The 2,500-nt window shown below is 53.8% G+C and carries 2 rRNA genes (1 of these 2 cut by a window edge); both read right to left on the minus strand.

The window, feature by feature from the left end:
- Nucleotides 1-82, minus strand: a 5S ribosomal RNA gene (gene rrf, locus F607_RS0124285); the annotation flags it as partial.
- 55 nt (nt 83-137) lie between these two features.
- Nucleotides 138-2,500: ribosomal RNA gene (locus F607_RS0124290) — 23S ribosomal RNA — on the minus strand (it continues 531 nt past the right edge of the window).

The following is a 2,500-nucleotide window of genomic DNA, read 5'->3' on the forward strand; positions in this document are numbered from 1 at the left end:
CCACACTACCATCGGCGCTGAGCAGTTTCACTTCTGAGTTCGGGATGGAATCAGGTGGTGCCCACTCGCTATCGTCGTCAAGCATAAACCTTTAGCAGAATCGTAACTACAACTCACTCAAATCACTTTGGCGTTATATGGTCAAGCCTCACGAGCCATTAGTACTGGTTAGCTCAACGCCTCACAACGCTTACACACCCAGCCTATCAACGTCTTAGTCTTAAACGGCTCTTCAGGGGCCTTACAGCCCAGGGAGACTTCATCTTGAAGGGGGCTTCCCGCTTAGATGCCTTCAGCGGTTATCCCGTCCGAACTTAGCTACCCGGCAATGCGTCTGGCGACACAACCGGAACACCAGTGGTTCGTCCACTCCGGTCCTCTCGTACTAGGAGCAGCTCTCCTCAAGTCTCCAACGTCCACGGCAGATAGGGACCGAACTGTCTCACGACGTTCTAAACCCAGCTCGCGTACCACTTTAAATGGCGAACAGCCATACCCTTGGGACCGGCTTCAGCCCCAGGATGTGATGAGCCGACATCGAGGTGCCAAACACCGCCGTCGATGTGAACTCTTGGGCGGTATCAGCCTGTTATCCCCGGAGTACCTTTTATCCGTTGAGCGATGGCCCTTCCATTCAGAACCACCGGATCACTAAGACCTACTTTCGTACCTGCTCGACATGTACGTCTCGCAGTTAAGCGCGCTTATGCCTTTACACTAACCGCATGATGTCCGACCATGCTTAGCGCACCTTCGTGCTCCTCCGTTACGCTTTGGGAGGAGACCGCCCCAGTCAAACTACCCACCACACACTGTCCTCGACCTGGATTACAGGTCAGAGTTAGAACCTCAAACATACCAGGCTGGTATTTCAAGGTCGGCTCCACCAGAACTGGCGTCCCGGCTTCAAAGCCTCCCAGCTATCCTACACAAGTAGGTTCAAAGTCCAGTGTGAAGCTGTAGTAAAGGTTCACGGGGTCTTTCCGTCTAGCCGCGGATACACTGCATCTTCACAGCAAGTTCAATTTCACTGAGTCTCGGGTGGAGACAGCGTGGCCATCGTTACGCCATTCGTGCAGGTCGGAACTTACCCGACAAGGAATTTCGCTACCTTAGGACCGTTATAGTTACGGCCGCCGTTTACCGGGGCTTCGATCAAGAGCTTCGCCGAAGCTAACCCCATCAATTAACCTTCCGGCACCGGGCAGGCGTCACACCCTATACGTCCACTTTCGTGTTTGCAGAGTGCTGTGTTTTTAATAAACAGTCGCAGCCACCTGGTATCTTCGACCGCCAACAGCTCATGGAGCTAGTCCAATCACCATCAGCGGCGCACCTTCTCCCGAAGTTACGGTGCCATTTTGCCTAGTTCCTTCACCCGAGTTCTCTCAAGCGCCTTGGTATTCTCTACCTGACCACCTGTGTCGGTTTGGGGTACGGTTCCTAATGACCTGAAGCTTAGAAGATTTTCCTGGAAGCAGGGCATCAATCACTTCGCTCTCTAATGAGAGCTCGTCGTCGCTTCTCGGCGTTGCGTTCCCGGATTTGCCTAAGAACACCGCCTACTAGCTTAAACCTGGATAACCATCACCAGGCTGACCTAGCCTTCTCCGTCCCTCCATCGCAGTCATTAGCAGTACTGGAATTTTAACCAGTTTCCCATCGACTACCACTTTCGTGCTCGCCTTAGGGGCCGACTCACCCTGCGCCGATTAACGTTGCGCAGGAACCCTTGGTCTTCCGGCGAGGGAGCTTCTCACTCCCTTTATCGTTACTCATGTCAGCATTCGCACTTCTGATACCTCCAGCCAACCTCTCGATTGACCTTCTACAGCTTACAGAACGCTCCCCTACCCCGCACACCTAAGTGTGCAGCCGCAGCTTCGGTGTCTAGTTTTAGCCCCGTTACATCTTCCGCGCGAGCCGACTCGACCAGTGAGCTATTACGCTTTCTTTAAAGGGTGGCTGCTTCTAAGCCAACCTCCTGGCTGTCTGGGCCTTCTCACATCGTTTCCCACTTAACTAGAACTTGGGGACCTTAGCTGGCGGTCTGGGTTGTTTCCCTCTTGACGACGGACGTTAGCACCCGCCGTCTGTCTCCCGCGATTGCACTCCTCGGTATTCGGAGTTTGCATCGGTTTGGTAACCCGGGATGGGCCCCTAGCCGAAACAGTGCTCTACCCCCGAGGGTGAGACGCGAGGCGCTACCTAAATAGCTTTCGGGGAGAACCAGCTATCTCCGAGCTTGATTAGCCTTTCACTCCTATCCACAGGTCATCCCCTGGCTTTTCAACGACAGTGGGTTCGGGCCTCCAGTCAGTGTTACCTAACCTTCACCCTGCCCATGGATAGATCGCTCGGTTTCGGGTCTACTCCTAGCGACTAAACGCCCTATTCAGACTCGGTTTCCCTACGGCTCCCCTATACGGTTAACCTTGCCACTAAAAGTAAGTCGCTGACCCATTATACAAAAGGTACGCAGTCACCCGTCCGAAGACAG

The sequence above is a fragment of the Zooshikella ganghwensis DSM 15267 genome (assembly GCF_000428585.1).
Classification (GTDB): domain Bacteria; phylum Pseudomonadota; class Gammaproteobacteria; order Pseudomonadales; family Zooshikellaceae; genus Zooshikella; species Zooshikella ganghwensis.